General features: G+C 50.7%; 15 protein-coding genes. 3 read left to right on the top strand and 12 right to left on the bottom strand.

What is annotated here, in order from left to right:
• Window positions 1-45 precede the first annotated feature (45 nt).
• Together ACIDEJ_RS08065 and ACIDEJ_RS08060 are read right to left on the bottom strand one after the other, a co-directional pair.
• Entirely contained in the window at window positions 46-783 is a 738-nt protein-coding gene (locus tag ACIDEJ_RS08065) for a TIGR04219 family outer membrane beta-barrel protein (protein WP_411987573.1), read from the bottom strand.
• A gap of 3 nt (window positions 784-786) precedes the next feature.
• Window positions 787-1,758, bottom strand: coding sequence for a DUF2333 family protein (locus ACIDEJ_RS08060; protein WP_411987572.1), 972 nt, complete (start codon window positions 1,756-1,758; stop codon window positions 787-789).
• 164 nt (window positions 1,759-1,922) lie between these two features.
• On the opposite strand from ACIDEJ_RS08060, the gene ACIDEJ_RS08055 reads away from it, so the two are divergent.
• Window positions 1,923-2,660, top strand: a complete 738-nt coding sequence (locus ACIDEJ_RS08055) for an enoyl-CoA hydratase (RefSeq protein ID WP_411987571.1) — start codon at window positions 1,923-1,925, stop codon at window positions 2,658-2,660.
• A gap of 52 nt (window positions 2,661-2,712) precedes the next feature.
• Here ACIDEJ_RS08055 and ACIDEJ_RS08050 read toward each other — a convergent pair whose 3' ends face one another.
• The 4 genes from ACIDEJ_RS08050 to dusA form a co-directional block, all read right to left on the bottom strand.
• A complete protein-coding gene (locus ACIDEJ_RS08050; protein WP_411987570.1) occupies window positions 2,713-3,072 on the bottom strand; it encodes a hypothetical protein in 360 nt (119 codons plus the stop codon).
• A gap of 3 nt (window positions 3,073-3,075) precedes the next feature.
• Complete coding sequence (locus ACIDEJ_RS08045) at window positions 3,076-3,285, bottom strand: PspC domain-containing protein (protein WP_411987569.1); 210 nt, start codon at window positions 3,283-3,285, stop codon at window positions 3,076-3,078.
• A gap of 27 nt (window positions 3,286-3,312) precedes the next feature.
• Complete coding sequence (locus tag ACIDEJ_RS08040) at window positions 3,313-3,618, bottom strand: hypothetical protein (protein WP_411987568.1); 306 nt, start codon at window positions 3,616-3,618, stop codon at window positions 3,313-3,315.
• Window positions 3,619-3,828: 210 nt separating this feature from the next.
• Window positions 3,829-4,821, bottom strand: coding sequence for a tRNA dihydrouridine(20/20a) synthase DusA (gene dusA / locus ACIDEJ_RS08035; protein WP_411987567.1), 993 nt, complete (start codon window positions 4,819-4,821; stop codon window positions 3,829-3,831).
• A gap of 289 nt (window positions 4,822-5,110) precedes the next feature.
• Here dusA and ACIDEJ_RS08030 point away from each other — a divergent pair, with 289 nt between their 5' ends.
• Entirely contained in the window at window positions 5,111-5,458 is a 348-nt protein-coding gene (locus tag ACIDEJ_RS08030) for a DUF3024 domain-containing protein (protein WP_411987566.1), read from the top strand.
• Window position 5,459: 1 nt separating this feature from the next.
• Here the strand turns inward: ACIDEJ_RS08030 and ACIDEJ_RS08025 are convergent, their stop codons facing one another.
• From ACIDEJ_RS08025 to ACIDEJ_RS08000, 6 genes are all read right to left on the bottom strand, one after another.
• On the bottom strand, window positions 5,460-5,909 hold the full coding sequence (locus tag ACIDEJ_RS08025; RefSeq protein ID WP_411987565.1) for a hypothetical protein: 450 nt from the start codon (window positions 5,907-5,909) through the stop codon (window positions 5,460-5,462).
• Window positions 5,910-5,920: 11 nt separating this feature from the next.
• Window positions 5,921-6,577 carry a TorD/DmsD family molecular chaperone gene (locus ACIDEJ_RS08020; protein WP_411987564.1) on the bottom strand — a complete coding sequence of 219 codons (657 nt, stop codon included), beginning with the start codon at window positions 6,575-6,577 and terminating at the stop codon, window positions 5,921-5,923.
• Window positions 6,578-6,648: 71 nt separating this feature from the next.
• Window positions 6,649-7,326, bottom strand: coding sequence for a DMSO/selenate family reductase complex B subunit (locus tag ACIDEJ_RS08015; RefSeq protein WP_411987563.1), 678 nt, complete (start codon window positions 7,324-7,326; stop codon window positions 6,649-6,651).
• 13 nt (window positions 7,327-7,339) lie between these two features.
• Entirely contained in the window at window positions 7,340-9,886 is a 2,547-nt protein-coding gene (locus tag ACIDEJ_RS08010; RefSeq protein ID WP_411987562.1) for a DMSO/selenate family reductase complex A subunit, read from the bottom strand.
• A 30-nt stretch (window positions 9,887-9,916) separates the two neighbouring features.
• Window positions 9,917-11,914: an MtrB/PioB family decaheme-associated outer membrane protein gene (locus tag ACIDEJ_RS08005; protein ID WP_411987561.1), complete on the bottom strand. Its 1,998-nt coding sequence runs from the start codon at window positions 11,912-11,914 to the stop codon at window positions 9,917-9,919.
• Window positions 11,915-11,925: 11 nt separating this feature from the next.
• Window positions 11,926-12,867 carry a DmsE family decaheme c-type cytochrome gene (locus ACIDEJ_RS08000; protein WP_411987560.1) on the bottom strand — a complete coding sequence of 314 codons (942 nt, stop codon included), beginning with the start codon at window positions 12,865-12,867 and terminating at the stop codon, window positions 11,926-11,928.
• Between the two features lie 513 nt (window positions 12,868-13,380).
• On the opposite strand from ACIDEJ_RS08000, the gene ACIDEJ_RS07995 reads away from it, so the two are divergent.
• Window positions 13,381-14,175 carry a Crp/Fnr family transcriptional regulator gene (locus ACIDEJ_RS07995; protein WP_411987559.1) on the top strand — a complete coding sequence of 265 codons (795 nt, stop codon included), beginning with the start codon at window positions 13,381-13,383 and terminating at the stop codon, window positions 14,173-14,175.
• Window positions 14,176-14,408: the final 233 nt, after the last annotated feature.

Here is a 14,408-nt window from a genome sequence, read left to right as displayed (position 1 = left end):
AATTGGCGGTTTTTTTATGGTTATCCAACAACGTGATACCAGGGCTTAAAACACCACTTCCACCCCGGCAAGGAAACCGTCAAACTTCATGTCGGCGGTAATGCCGTCAAACTTGTCCACATCAAAGTTAAAGGCGCGATAACCCGCATACACCCGGGTATCCAGCGCTATGCCGTCAAACTGCCAGCCAAGCCCGGCTTGGTAATCATAAATGCCGGACTCGTTGATGCCCGTCAGCACATCGGCATAGGCAAACAGCCCGGTGCCCGGCAGCCCGACTTCAGCGTTGGCGTAACCGGTAAACACCCCTTTGCTCAGCTCCTGGGTAGCCGATTTGCTGCCCTGGTAAACGCGGAAATTACCGGAAAAGCGTTTATAACCGGCCCCTACATCCAGCGACAGGATATCGTTATCGAGCAGCTCGTAATAGCCGATAAAATCCGTATTGCCCAAATCCATGTTAGCTGACACATCACCGCTGTAATTCACGCCGGCAAACACCAGGTTGCCATTAGTCAGTGCCGCATCTTCCTCCAGGTGATTTTCACGAATTTTCAGATTGGGCACCAAGGGCAGCGGATGCTCAAGTGCCACCCAAAAGCTGTAGCGGGAAGATGAGTCGTAATCAAACTGCTGCTGGGGCTGGCCGTTAGTGGCAAAGGTGCCACTGGCATCAGCATTCCAGTATTCGCCGCCCACCTTGAAGCCCAGCACGGTAGCTGCCTGTGCCGATACGGTTACCATGGAGGCCGCCACAGCTACTGCCATCAATGTTTTTTTCATCACTTAGCCCTGTGAAAGTAAGTTGGTTAAATCAATCACCGCGGCATTGGCGCGGGATACGTAATTGGCCATCACTAACGAGTGGTTAGCCACAAAGCCAAACCCGGAGCCATTAAGAATAATCGGACTCCAAACGGTTTGCTGGGTAGATTCCAGTTCACGAATAATCTGCCGCAGGCTGACCTCGGCATTTTTCTTTTTCAGTACGTCGGCAAAATCGACTTCCACCGCTTTCATGAAATTCAGCAATGCCCAGGTTGAACCGCGAGCCTCGAAAAAGACGTCATCAATTTTCCACCAGCCGGTTTTGACCTGCATACTGGCTTGGGATGGCGTGGACTGGCGGGCAGCGCTGTCGCCAGCCAAGTCGGTATTCAGGCGATCTTGCCCCACGCTGGCAGACAATTGCTGGGACAAATTGCCCAAACGCTTTTGCACCTCTTTAAGCCATTCGTTGAGGTTGTCGGCCCGGGCAAAAAACTGGGCATCGTTATTTTGCGGATCGGCCATGCGGGCCCGGTAGAGTTTCAGCAGTTTTATCGCATCCCGGTATTCGCTTTCAGCGCTGGGCACCAGCCAGCTGGTATGATCGATATTCAGTTTGGAATGGGCTTCCAGCAAATCTTTATCTGCCGAAGACTGGGACTGGGAGCGGCTAAACTCTTTACGCATCACCAATGCCAGATCCCGCACCTGCTCCAGAGCGCCAAATTCAAATGCCGGCATGTTATCCATCATCACCGATGGCGGCATGATGTCGTTTGACAGCCAGCCGCCGGGTTTGTCCAACAGGGTGTCTATGGTGCCGATAAGTGCCGTTGTTGTGGCATAACCCACAATGGGCTGGCTGTTATGATCGTTTAACACCTGGGGTTCGAGCACATCAGGCTCCACACTCCACCATACGCTCACCACATATAACAGCACCGCTACTACTCCGGCAGCGATAACGCCATATTTCCACTTTGCTTGCATCCTGTGCTTCTCCTTTCGTTAATATGCGGGTATTGCGGGATCCAGCATTTACTGGCACGCAGCGCCAATCAGACAATTGCGCCCACAACTCAAACAACTGTTTGAATCCTGCACGCATTACCTTACACTGCTTATCAAACCACATCACTATCAGGGCAGATATTATGACCACAATTCAGGTTCTCGATACGCAAGGAGTACGGGTACTCACCTTTAACCGCCCGGAAAAACGCAACGCCATCGACCTTAATATGTACCAGCAGCTCACAGAATACCTGATCCAGGGGGACAGCGACAACGGCATCGGCGCTTTCCTGTTGTGTGGTAACCAGGATTGTTTTACCTCCGGCAATGATGTGGCAGAGTTTCTGCAACATCCCGATTTGGGGCCAGAGCACCCTGCGGTGCGCTTTTTATATTGCCTCACCGAACTGAAAAAACCCTTACTGGCTGCGGTCAGTGGCAGCGCCGTGGGCATTGGCACCACGCTGCTGCTGCATTGCGATTTGGTGTATGCCGATGACAGCGCCCGTTTCAAAATGCCATTTGTGGACTTGTCGTTGATACCCGAAGCCGGTGCCACCATGCTGTTGCCCCGGTTGACCGGTTATCAGAAAGCCGCGGAATTACTCCTGCTTGGCAACAGTTTTGATGCCAGGCAAGCGTGTGAGTACGGTCTGGTCAATCAGGTGCTGCCCGGCCCTGAACTGACCGATTTTGCCCTGCAGCAGGCCAGCATTATTGCCGCCAAGCCCCCACAGGCAGTGCAGCAAACCAAAGCGCTGATGCGTATGGGGAAAGCCGATTTGCAGCAGCAGATGCAACGGGAGCTGGACTGTTTTGCCAAACAGCTGCAAAGCCCCAAGGCCAAAGAGATGTTCCTAAAATTCCTGCAACGTTAAGCCGTGTTGCGAACCAGCGCAGAGGTGGTCATTCTCGGTAAAAACGACCAACTCAGCGCTGGTTATCCGCTTGCAGGGTTTTACCAATGCCCCAAGCGGCCAACATGAGCAACAGCAACGGCCACAGCAAAGAAAAGCCAGACAACAGCATTGCCATGGCCGCTCCGCCACACAGCACGACCACCAAGGCCATCACGCTAAAGGCCACCATCATCCACACCGCCAATAACATCAGGGTGAAACCTGCCAACAACACCTGCCATAAGCCATCGTCAAGCCACAAGAAAGCGGCGGGATTGAACAACACCGAGGCACCACTGTCACCAAACGTCATCGCCATCAGGATTAGCAATCCCACAAAAGTCCATACCAACAGCTGTGGTCGCCGCCGGTAACGCCGGTATTTCATCATCACTTATCTCCCAACCTTGGGGAGCAGCAATCCCCCAACCACATAGAGTAAAATGCCCCATACCGGTACCAGTAATGTGCCGACAACCCACACTACCCGTAACCAGAAAACAGACCAGCCAAAATCACCGGCCAACTGCGCACACAAACCACTTAATAACTTATGGGGCTTATCTGTATGCCGGGCGCGATATTCACCTGATTCCCACTTCATTCACACCTCCTTAATGGCTTTTGACCCTTATTGTTCACGGGAAATGGTGACGGCAGCCAGCTCTGTGGCTGCAGCTGGGCTAAGGGATTCTTGCCCGAGAGACGCATCCTCTGTGATTGCCGCAATCGTGTTGCCAAGTTCCTGTTGCAGGGAGGCCATAATGTCAGCCTGGGCCTTTAACAACAGTTCCTGGGCTTGAATGGTAATGGTGGAGCTCACGGCATGGAGCACCGCGCTGCGGTTAGGCAAAGTGTCATCCGCCATGGCATTACCGCTTACCACAGAGCCTGCCAACATCACGGTTGCCGCTAAGAAAGAAGTTACGCTTTTCATGGTTGTCATCCTTTTCCGGTTAAGCTGAATTGTTCAGCGTTCCCACAAGGTAATTCAAGCAGTGTGCCAACTTGAATAAAAAGCAATAACCAATTGATTAAGAATGACTAAATAAAAAACTACTGCAGAAAAAAAGTGTGGGACAGGAAAGATGGTGAAGGGAGTGGCGAAAATCGCCAGTTCTGTAGCAATTTTCGCCAATTATCAAATTCAGCGTTGATAAATGCTGTCTCTGGCGGCCAGCAGCACCTCAATGCCCGCATCCGGCTTATGGGCATTTTCACTAAGATACCGTCGCCAACTGCGGCCACCGGCCACCCCTTGGTACAAACCGGTCAAATGGCGGGTAATGTGATTGAGCCGGCCACCAGATTGCAGATGCTGCTCCACATACGGCACCATGGCATCCACTACCTCATCCCGGCTCATCAGCGGTTGGTTCATGCCAAATACACGGTTGTCCACTTCCGCCAAAAGGTAAGGATTCTGATAGGCCTCGCGCCCCACCATCACCCCATCCACATGTTGCAAGTGCTGCTCAATCTGCGCAAAGGTTTTGATGCCGCCATTAAGGCTGATGTTAAGCGCGGGGAAATCCTGCTTCAGCTGGTAAACCCGCGGATAATCCAGCGGCGGGATCTCGCGGTTCTCTTTGGGGCTAAGCCCTTGCAACCAGGCCTTGCGGGCATGAATGGTAAAATCACTACAGCCGGCGTCACTCACCTGCCCGATAAAATCACACAAAAAACCGTAGGAGTCCTGCTCATCAATGCCGATACGGGTTTTTACCGTGACCGGAATGCTCACCTGCTGCCTCATGGCATCCACGCAGTTTGCCACCAGCGCAGGCTCTGCCATCAGACACGCCCCGAAACGGCCATTTTGCACCCGGTCTGACGGACATCCCACATTGAGGTTTATCTCATCATAACCCCGCGCTTCAGCCAACTTGGCACATTGCGCCAATGCCTCCGGATCGCTGCCGCCAAGCTGTAGCACCAGCGGATGCTCCGCCGCGTGATAGCCCAGATAATCCCCCTTCCCAAATAAGATGGCACCGGTGGTGACCATTTCCGTATAAAGCAAAGCCCGGGAAGACAGCAACCGTGCAAAATAACGGTAATGCCTGTCAGTCCAATCGAGCATGGGGGCAACGGAGAAGCGGGAAGCTGGGTGCATGGCTAAAATCTCAGTAATTTTCATAATCTTAGCTACAAAATTCATGATAGCCAAGCACGGTGGGTCTTAAGTGTAACGCGTGTTTTGTCCCCCCAAAGCGCGCGCGTGCAGCAATTCACAAACACAAGCAAGGCGGTGCGAGCTCGGGGAGGCGGGATTATACCTACCGTCAGCACTTGCTTCAAATTTGGTCGAGGGCAATTCAGCCCCCGCATCAAAGCACTTCTTCGCTTTCATCCAAGATTAAGATATTTCGGGCGTTTTCGTTACGTTACAATGCGGAGTTAAAAGAACCACATTTTGAGGGTTATGCATGGCATTTTGTGAAATTGAGCAGGCGCGTTACAAAAAGGCGGTAATGCAATATGTGGAAAGCAAACGGCCCGCACCCCACATTCGCAAGGCGCTGGATATCGGGTTTCGCCTCCACGGGCAATCGATAGAGTTGTTTGAGGTGCGGCCGCGATGGGATGATCCTGCAGAAATACTGGAAATCCCCGTGGCAAAAGCCACTTATGTAAAAACGCGAAAACAGTGGAAAGTTTTCTGGATGCGGGCCGATCTGAAATGGCACGGTTATACACCGCACCTGATGGTGAATTCACTGCAAGGATTTTTCTCCGTGGTGGATGCCGATGAACATGGCTGCTTTTGGGGCTAGCTTACTGCATGTTTTTGTGTTGCTGGCGCTGCTGCAGCATTAACCCATCCACCTGGGCACAGATATGCATTATCACCTGTGCAACGGCGTGTTGCCCCATGTCTGACCGGTGCTGTTGCACCCAGATTTTAGCCAGGGAAAGCATCAACCTTTCGGCCTGACTCAATGCCTCCCCTTGAGTGGCCTTTACAAAAATCAGCCGACTGCTGACAAGCAAGCAATGCAGTACGGCGGTATTTTCCAAGGGGGTTTCCGGTTGTTTATGTGCCGTTAGCCAGTCTGGAGCCCCTTCACTATACACCAGTGCCGCCATCAGGTTGGTGACCGTACTTAAAGGGGTTGCGCCGCCCAACAGCAGCCGCACCTGTTCACAATTTTGCAAACTGAGATGCAGACTGTGACCCAGTTGGGCTTTGTTCCATTGCTGGATTAAGGCGCGCACAAATGCCATGTCCCCTCCTGTTAGCGGTAAAGCGTCAGGTTTTTGGGAAACGCGCCAAAATAGCGTGCCACATAGAAAAGATACTCCCGTCCCAACAAGGAAAATCCTTTGAAATACCCTGTATGGGCATGTTGCTGCGCCAATTCCAGACATCTGTCCGCCCAGGGCAACAGGTGTTCTGCCAACAGTATGGAAATGATGTTTTTAAGGTTGCGATTGGTTGGTTCATCACTGAGTTTGCCAAGCAAAAAGGCGAGGACGGCCATCAGCAATCCAATGTGATCCAACGGCTCATTACTGGTCATGTCCACTTGCAGGTGATAGCGGGTATAAAAGCTCTTCAGCGCCATGGTGCTGGCATCGTTAAGCAGCTGTGCCTGACTGAGGTAAACCGAACCCCATGGCGGGGCCACAGGCGTACCAGGACCATAGAAAAGCTGGCCGTAATCCAGTTTGAGTTGTACCAGTGCCTGTTCATCTTCTTGCCACTGTTCAAGATAGGTGGCCAAATGCTGTAACCCTATGGTTTCATTATCCGAATGAGACAGCAGCGGCCAATTGGCAGTCAGTTCGTTCGTTTTGAACGACTGGAGCAATGCGCTTGTCGGATACAACGTCAGTACTGAATGCAATAGATTGCCGATGGCTTGCAGATCTTGCAATTGTTCACGGGTCATACGTATGTTCACCTGTCAGATAAAACCCCATGGCGGGCAGCAATCCCTCACTTGCCCGCCATATTCGCTGTTTACACTTCGCGGATGTTCAGGATCCGGCCGCTGCCGGCACCAACGGGTTGCGCTTTTTTAGGCGCTTTTACAATCAGGTTGGGTGACGTGATTGAAGGGGATGGCAACGGGGCAAAATGCCCATCGCCATTACCATACTTCGCCCGCAGGTTATCCATGGTGTCAAAGTCCAGCGCCCGTAATGGACAGCCCTCCACACAAATGGGTTTTTTACCGTCTTTCAGGCGATCCAGACAACCATCGCACTTGGTCATGATTTTGCGCTGCACATCAATTTGCGGCGCATCATAAGGGCAGGCACGAGAACAGCTTTCGCAACCAATGCACAGCGATTCCTCCACCAGCACCAAGCCGTCTTCACTGCGTTTGTGCATTGCCCCTGTAGGGCAGGCTTTTACGCAAGCCGGTTCCGAGCAGTGGTTACACCCAATGGATGCGTAATAGGCAAACACATCCTGCTCATAACTGGCATCGCCATTTTCAGTCCAGTTTCCGCCGCAATATTCATACACCCGGCGCCATAACATCCCCGGCAAGGCTGCCACACCACTATTGGCAACATCATCCTTGTTGCGTGTTAATCCCACCATGCGGTCTTTACAGGCAACATGGCACGTTTTACAACCGGTACACTTGCTGCTGTCAAAATAAAATCCTAATTGAGTATCCTGTGTCATCTTTTGTTACCCCTTAAGCTTTAACTACCTGGACACGATTGGTGTGCTGTGGATTGCCCTTGGTGATGGGTGACGGGTGATAGCGGGTTAACGTGTTGATACAACCACCCACATCCACAATGTGGCCTGATGGCCCCACTTTGCCGTTGCTGTCTGGCTGGTACCAGGCACCCTGTCCCAGGGCGCAGACGCCAGGCGTGACCCTTGGGGTTAATTTCACGGGTAATTCAATGGTGCCCCGCTGGTTGTAGACATACACGCTATCGCCATCGGACAAATCCCGTGTTGCCGCATCTTTGGGGTTCATCCACACCGCATCTTCCACCGCTTCACGCAACCAGGGAACATTGTGATAGCTTGAATGGGTGCGCCCTTTGGTGTGATATCCACACAGTTGCAACGGGAAACCGGCATCAATGGCAGCTTGATCCTGATATCCATCCCAGGTCACTACGTACTGGGGTAACGGGGTAATCTTGTCGCCTGCAGGCAGGGTCCACGTGGCCGCTTTGCGTGCCAAGGACACCGAGAAGATTTCAAACTTGCCGGAAATGGTCGGGCGAGGATTGGCCTGCGGATCCTGAATGAATGACTGAAACGCCACCACGGGTGCCGGCAGATATTTGCGAAACACCCCGACTTTCTGGGCTTCGGCATAAGTGGCCGGCATATCTACATCCGGATTGCGCGCCTTGGTTTGCTCGTACAGCAATTCACACCACTGCTGACCGCTGCGACCTTCGGTATACTCCGCCTCTTTCCCCATGGCTCTGGCAATCCCGGTACAGATATCGTACATGGACTGCGCCTCACCCAAAGGCTTGAGGGACGTACTCATGAAAGTGGCATACGCCATCTGCCCGGAAGCATAGGAGTCGTTGGCATAGTCGACAGATTCCAGCCAGGTGCTGTCTGGCAGCAAATAATCGGCAAATCTGGCTGAGGCGGTCATCCAGCAATCACACACCACAATGAGTTCGCACAGGCTTTCATCTTCAAGAATGGCAGCGGTGCCGTTACTGTCGGAATGCTGGTTGACCAAGGCATTGCCAGAACAGTTGATAATGGCCTTGATATTGCTGTTAAGTCTGGCCGGATTGTTATCCACCCGCTCCTGGGTACCACTGGCGGTAAAACGCACGCCATCAGTGCTGCCGGTAAATTCACTGCCACGCACAATCGCATCTGACCAGGTAAATACCGGAATGGTCACATCCACCGGGTTCGTGCCCGTAGGCATGCCTGCCACGCTGAAGCTGTAACTGCTGGGCATGGCACCACTATTGACACCAGACTGACCGATTTTTCCGGTCATGATTGCCAAGGTGTATACGGCGCGGGTTGCCTGATCGCCATTGGCATGGCGGCTTATGCCAGCACCTGCCGAGATATAAGGGGCATCTGCCGCCATAATGGCATTGGCCAACTGTTTGATTTTACTTTCTGATACGCCACAAACTCCGGCTGCCCATGCAGGTGTTTTGGCACCTTCTGCAACAAACGCGCCCGCGCCCATAATGTAATCAAAATAGTTTTGTTCCGGGTCCACATACTGCGCATGGGAGGCAATGAACGGGTCAGCATCCAGCGCAATGGCGGCCTTGGCATTCACCAGGGACTGACGATCGTAACCCACCACATATTTGTCGAGAAAAGCCTTGGCATGTTGATCCACCCAACCACTGCTAATCATCTGGTAAATGACGGCTTCTATTAATGCGGCATCGGTACCGGGGCGAATGGCAAGCCATTCATCCTCATTACCACGCATGGAGTCGGTATAACGAGGCTCCACCATCCACACCTTGATGCCTTTGGTGTTCTGCTCCAGCGCCTTGACAAAATCAACCCCTTCACCGCTACCGCTCATGCGGATTTCATTAGGGTTAAAACCAAATCCCACAAACAGATCCGAGTTGGCGATTTCACTCAAAGAACTGCCGCCGATGCTGTCCCACTGGTTACCGTAAGTAGCCATGCAAGCGGCATAGACACCAGCCCAAGAGTAATCCCAGTGGTGATTCAAAAAGCCGCCGTTCAGATTAAGCAAGCGTCCCCAGGTGGCTTTATTGGAGGCAAAGCCATAATACGCGCCAGTGCCGTAGTGCATGTAAATGGCTTCCGGGCCATAACTTTGTTTAACTTCCTGCAGTTTGGCGGCAATTTCGCTATAAGCCTGTTCCCAACTGATGGGGACAAACTTGGCTTCCCCCCGCTTGCCTACCCGTTTCATGGGGGCACGAAGCCGGTCGGTGGCATAAGTACGCTGACGCAAAGCGCGACCTCTAGGGCAGGCTCTGGCCTGATGATTCACCCCATATTCATCAGTGGTTTCATGATCGGTTTCAATCCGGGTAATCACCCCATCCTTACTGAATACCTTGATGGGGCAATTGGAGCCACAGTTCACCAGGCAAGCAGACCAGTTAATGGTTTCGCCGCTGGTATCCGGGGTAACCGGGGGGATCACATCGATTTCCTTGGCACTGTTGTTACATCCACTGACTGTTGCCGCGGCGCCGATGGCTGCACTCATTTTTAGAAAGTTTCTACGTTCCATACCTCTATCCTCGTAGTTTACTGATTGCGTCTAGCGCAATTGGTAGCTAAACGACAACATCACTTGGTGTGCGTTATAGTTATGGTTGATGTCCCCCAAGCTCACGACGCCAGGGATACGGCCAACATCGGTTATGGCGTCATCCGTGTCGTAATAACGCTCATAGCGATAGCTCAGTTTTAATGACATCTGCGCGTTCAGGGCATAGTCCCCATACAGGCTGGCACTGTGGTTATAGCTGTAATAATCGCCATAGGAAGCGGAGCTGATGCCACTGAGGTAGGTATCGCTACTGGCGTTGCTGAACAGGTAATCCAGCCCCAGCGTCAGTTTGTTTTGCAGCAATCCGCCATAGCTCAAGCCGCTTCCAAGGTTGATGAATCTGTCTTCCGTGTCCGCAAACCAATCCGCTGATGCAACTGCCTGGCTGCCGGCCTGATTTGACATGATCCATTGTTGCCCGGCAAAACCGTAAGCATGGACACGATCCGTAAGTTGCAACCCCACGTTCAGGTCATAGCCATAATCCTTGACGTCGGTTAAGCCGATTTGCGTCTTACTGTATTCATCATTGGCATAACGGGTATTTACATCAACGCTGAGCCAATTGAACGGTGTGTGCATGATGCTCAGCGCCACGCCATTGCGGGTCCGGTCAGCAAGGTAATATTTGCGCAATAACGCGTTTTGTTGTGATGAAGTCAGGGCATTGGCTTCGTACCTGGAGCCTCCACGGTTGGCATGTTCGGCCTTGATACGGAACGACAATGTATCGAAAATCCGTGCATTTAATGCCAACCACAGATTGTCGTCGTGGGTGTCTTCCCGGTCACTGAAACTGCGTTGAACGGCATTGCGTTGGTAACCGGCCAGCAGGCGGTAACCACTGGCAATGCGGTAACGGGCATCAATGTTGTAACGGTTGCGCCGATAATCCCGTGGCACATTTTGCCGAAAGGCACCCGTCAGGCTATTGAAGTTATACTGGGCAAATTCCGCCACCGAGCTTTTGTTGTCTCGGTCGCTGTACTCCCAGCGAGCTCTCAGCCGCAATCGGGGGGTCAGCATGGTATTCATTGCCAAACGGCCATCCAGGGTATCAACCTGACCATCCCAGTTTTGCAACGGGTTACCGGTCATCTGGATGAGCGCATCATCCTGGATCATCCGCCCCGCCATGACACTGCCATTAAGGATGGTGTTATCCAGTCGATACAGGCCAGACCATGACAACTGATGTGCCTGATTATCCGGCGCGGCGGCATACACGTTTTCCAGATAGGGCAAGCTAAGATGCTGAATGTGGTTGTCATAACGGCTGCCAACATACTGCAAAGTGCTGTTCCAGCGGCGGCCATTCACATCCACCCCGGCATTCCAATACTGGGTGGTTGCATCCACAGGCAAGCCGATATTTATCGGACTTGGGGTCACAATGCTACCCGCCCGGTGACCGGTTTTGTCCTCTTGGGTATAGCGGGCAAAGGCCCGGTAATCATAACGGGTAAAATCCATGCTCAATGCCAGCTTTTCCCGCTCCTGGGACAAATCAAAACGGTTCACACTTGTAGCGGGCATAAGTGTGCCTTGGTTATGCCAAAGTGCGCTTGCCACATCGCCAGCCCGGTAGCGGGTAGCGTTTTGATACTCCAGCGCCAACTGGTACAAACCACTTTCCTTGGCAGCCACCCGCAAAAAAGCGTTATCCGTGCCGAGTTGATGTGCTTGCAAATATCCCCGATAACCGGCATCCCGGTATTGCAGCTGCGCATCAATCATACCGATGGCACCATTGCCTGCCTGCCCGAAACTGTTGGCTGCATGGATATCACTGGCATCCTGATAGCCCGCCGCCACACTGACCTGCCCCTGGTACCCCTTGGCATTGCCCAAACAGCGATTGCATTGATATTGCTGCAGATTGACGGACGAAGTATTGGCCTTCCCCACCGAAAAATCTGCCGACACCGCGGCGCCCGAGACCGTCAACAGTGCCAGAGTGATTAAATTCATCTTGAATGACATCATCGTGATCTCCATTAGCGTTGCAGCAAGCTGCCTGATGGATGATTGGAACCATGGATTTGGCTGTGGCAATTCAAGCAACTCTCGGCGCCACCAAACGCATCCACGCCCCCTTCGGCCACCACCCGGCTGGCATGACCATCATTGGCATGGCACTGCTGGCACAGTTGCGGTGCGCGCAGTTGCAACAAATCCTCGTTCATGCTTCCGTGAGGGTTGTGGCAAGTGATGCAGCTTTCTGTCACTGGCGCGTGCTCCCATAAAAAAGGCCCGCGTTTCTCTGCATGGCAGCCATAACAAGTGTCATTGACTGACGCCTCTTTCAGCGTTGCTTCATTTGGGGAACCATGAGGGGCATGGCAGTCAATACAGGTCATCTGTTGCCACTTGAGAGGGTGTGATGAACGCTTGTTCATGTCCGCTTTTTCCCGGCGGTGACAACTGCTGCAGGCATCGTTAACCGTCAGCTTATTCAGCATGGGATCGTTAGCGGTATGGATTTGGTGACAATCGACACAAGCCACTTCTTCAAGGTTATGCACACTGTTGTGCCAGTTCATCTGCTGCGCATCCTTGTGGCATCCTTGGCAAACGCTGTTTTGCGCAGCCGCCGGCAGTTTACTTTGGCGACCAAAACCTATCATCGGCTCCTTGCCTCCCTTGTTGTGCTTCCCTTGTGGGCCATGGCAAGCTTCGCACTGCAACCCCGCCATGGGCGAACGGGCGGTGGTGGCCTGTCCGTGAACCCCATCAAAAATAGCCATGACCTTGGCATTCTGGCGGTGACACATCAGGCAAGAATCAGCACCTTTAGCCGAGTATTGTCCCTCCTCAAATTTTTGGGCCAGAGTTGCCTCTAGCGACTCGCTATCGAGCTTATCCCACGGCGTGGCATGCAGAATTGGCAAAATACCCAACCCGATACCGATTACGACAAGTTGTAAGATACATCGCATGGTAAATACCTCTGTTTCTCATTTTTTCCGGTAAAACGGAGCAACAAGAAATCGTCTTTAGCTGCTATTATTGAAACGGCAACATCAATGGCAACAAGCAAAAACCTTGTCAAAACAGCTGATTACTTTTCACCCTGATAAAACTCAATCATTTCATGCATTGCAGCTGGAAATAATATAAAAATGATCAAGTCCACATCGATGATTATTAAAACAAAGGCAGGCAACAAAAACCTTCATACCAATATGTAAAACCATCAATAATTATGTGACCAACTTAATAAAACCAGACGTATGCATCATCAATCGAAATATAATAAATGGCATATGACATAATAAGATGACATCGAAACTTAATTCGTGACTGAATTCCCATTACATTTTTATATGTGATATGCGTCTAATTTTAAAATTATGCCGATGCAGGCATTTGTTTAAAATCATGCAAATTTGTAATATTAAACAAAGTCAAAAAAGGGAAATTACCTTAAATAAAAAAAGAAGGTGTAACCGATGATCTCAGCAATCTCATTAAGCCCTGAAATGAAAAGCAAATCCTCGATATTTTTCCCAGAAGAAGTCCATCAGGAAATCGTGGAGTTTCTGCGCCTACATGGAGAATGCAAAAACCTAAAAAAGGGAGATTCAATTTCAAAGCAGATATTACTTAATAATTTCATATACTTAAATGATGGCTTGTTATTTTATGTAAAACGTACCAATGACTATACCCGTCCCAAATTTGTCAATATTGTCATTCCAAATCGATTAACGGATTATCATCTGTTACTGGATAACAATTGTACTTGCTGCAAAGCAATTAAAGTCGCCAGAGACAGTGAAGTCATACTTATCAATAAAAACTTAATCAAAGAATTAATTCATAACAATATTGATCTTTTTACAAGGTTTATGTTTGATTCAAATTATTTTACAGAAAGACAGACTGCACTTGCCATTTTTTTACTTACATCTTCCCCAGAAGATAAATTAATAAAATTTTTATTCGATATGTTAGCTGCATTAAAGTGTGACTTTAGCGATGAATGGCTAAGCATTAATATAAGACTCACCAGAGAAGAAATCGCTAACATTTTACATATCAGTGTAATTAAATTGGATTTAATGCTGGGGAAATTAAAAAAACAACGCCTCATTAAAAAAGTGAACAATAAACTTTATGTACATACCAAGATATTTGCTGAACTTTCCCCCTGCCCTTTGGGAAGGGAAGATGCAAAGGGCTGCAAATCCAATAACATGGCCAAGTTTAGGGCAAAAAATATGATATTAATTAACAATTTATAATATATTTACCACTGATGGCCTTTAATTTTCGTGTGGTTTTCAGCATACAAACACCCACACGACATTACCGGTGTATGTCCAATCCCTTCATGCCCAATACCAGAACGCCATGTGACAGGGCATGTTGTCATGACCAATGCCCCGATAACTTGTTACTGTCTTGACAGCATTGTCGCGGCAATTTCCTATCACCCCAATCCTTCATGACAATTGATTGCAAAAGACCGCCACCC

The sequence above is a fragment of the Shewanella mytili genome, from assembly GCF_046765975.1.
Taxonomy (GTDB): domain Bacteria; phylum Pseudomonadota; class Gammaproteobacteria; order Enterobacterales; family Shewanellaceae; genus Shewanella; species Shewanella mytili.
Note: the sequence above shows the minus strand (reverse complement) of the source record. Positions and strands in the feature narration are given on the sequence as shown.

Bases quoted from the DNA above. Each gene is read 5' to 3' on its own strand.
- ACIDEJ_RS08065 (WP_411987573.1), bottom strand. From the start codon at position 783: ATGAAAAAAACATTGATGGCAGTAGCTGTGGCGGCCTCCATGGTAACC.
- ACIDEJ_RS08060 (WP_411987572.1), bottom strand. From the start codon at position 1,758: ATGCAAGCAAAGTGGAAATATGGCGTTATCGCTGCCGGAGTAGTAGCG.
- ACIDEJ_RS08055 (WP_411987571.1), top strand. From the start codon at position 1,923: ATGACCACAATTCAGGTTCTCGATACGCAAGGAGTACGGGTACTCACC.
- ACIDEJ_RS08050 (WP_411987570.1), bottom strand. From the start codon at position 3,072: ATGATGAAATACCGGCGTTACCGGCGGCGACCACAGCTGTTGGTATGG.
- ACIDEJ_RS08045 (WP_411987569.1), bottom strand. From the start codon at position 3,285: ATGAAGTGGGAATCAGGTGAATATCGCGCCCGGCATACAGATAAGCCC.
- ACIDEJ_RS08040 (WP_411987568.1), bottom strand. From the start codon at position 3,618: ATGAAAAGCGTAACTTCTTTCTTAGCGGCAACCGTGATGTTGGCAGGC.
- dusA (WP_411987567.1), bottom strand. From the start codon at position 4,821: ATGAAAATTACTGAGATTTTAGCCATGCACCCAGCTTCCCGCTTCTCC.
- ACIDEJ_RS08030 (WP_411987566.1), top strand. From the start codon at position 5,111: ATGGCATTTTGTGAAATTGAGCAGGCGCGTTACAAAAAGGCGGTAATG.
- ACIDEJ_RS08025 (WP_411987565.1), bottom strand. From the start codon at position 5,909: ATGGCATTTGTGCGCGCCTTAATCCAGCAATGGAACAAAGCCCAACTG.
- ACIDEJ_RS08020 (WP_411987564.1), bottom strand. From the start codon at position 6,577: ATGACCCGTGAACAATTGCAAGATCTGCAAGCCATCGGCAATCTATTG.
- ACIDEJ_RS08015 (WP_411987563.1), bottom strand. From the start codon at position 7,326: ATGACACAGGATACTCAATTAGGATTTTATTTTGACAGCAGCAAGTGT.
- ACIDEJ_RS08010 (WP_411987562.1), bottom strand. From the start codon at position 9,886: ATGGAACGTAGAAACTTTCTAAAAATGAGTGCAGCCATCGGCGCCGCG.
- ACIDEJ_RS08005 (WP_411987561.1), bottom strand. From the start codon at position 11,914: ATGATGTCATTCAAGATGAATTTAATCACTCTGGCACTGTTGACGGTC.
- ACIDEJ_RS08000 (WP_411987560.1), bottom strand. From the start codon at position 12,867: ATGCGATGTATCTTACAACTTGTCGTAATCGGTATCGGGTTGGGTATT.
- ACIDEJ_RS07995 (WP_411987559.1), top strand. From the start codon at position 13,381: ATGATCTCAGCAATCTCATTAAGCCCTGAAATGAAAAGCAAATCCTCG.